This is a genomic window from Priestia sp. P5_B4 (assembly GCF_056400385.1).
Map to the genome: position 1 here is coordinate 1 of NZ_JBFULJ010001530.1, position 524 is coordinate 524.

At 40.8% G+C, this 524-nt stretch carries 1 protein-coding gene; it reads left to right on the forward strand.

Annotated elements, in window-relative coordinates:
• The coding region (locus AC1DRF_RS31995; protein ID WP_477742828.1) for a COX15/CtaA family protein at positions 1–524 on the forward strand (524 nt) is incomplete at both ends.

The window sequence follows — 524 nt, forward strand, 5'->3', positions numbered from 1 at the left end:
GACAATCAGATGCAGTGCTTGCTCTTCATTTTGGTATTTCTCTTATTTCGTTTGCTTCTGTGCTGCTGTTAACACTTATTATCTTTGAAGTGGATCAAAAGCTCGACGCAACTAATATGCAGCTAGGCTCTAAAATGAAAAAACATATTTACGGGGTTATCTTGTACACATATGCCGTTGTGTACACGGGCGCGCTTGTTCGCCATAAAGAAGCTAGCTTAGCTTGTCCAGACGTTCCATTTTGTTCAAACGGAAACGGTTGGCTGCCTGTTGATTTGAATCAGTGGATTCAAATGGGACATCGATTCGCTGCTGTTTTAACGTTTGTATGGATTTTAGCCGCCTTTATCCATGCAGTTAAATATTATCGCCATCAAAAAAATATTTTTTACGGATGGTTAGCTGCTCTCATTCTAGTTACTTTTCAGGCGGTTTCCGGTATGCTTGTTGTTGTCACACGTCTGCAGCTAGAGCTCGCGCTTGCTCATTCTTTAATTATCTCTTTCCTATTCGGTGTATTAAGC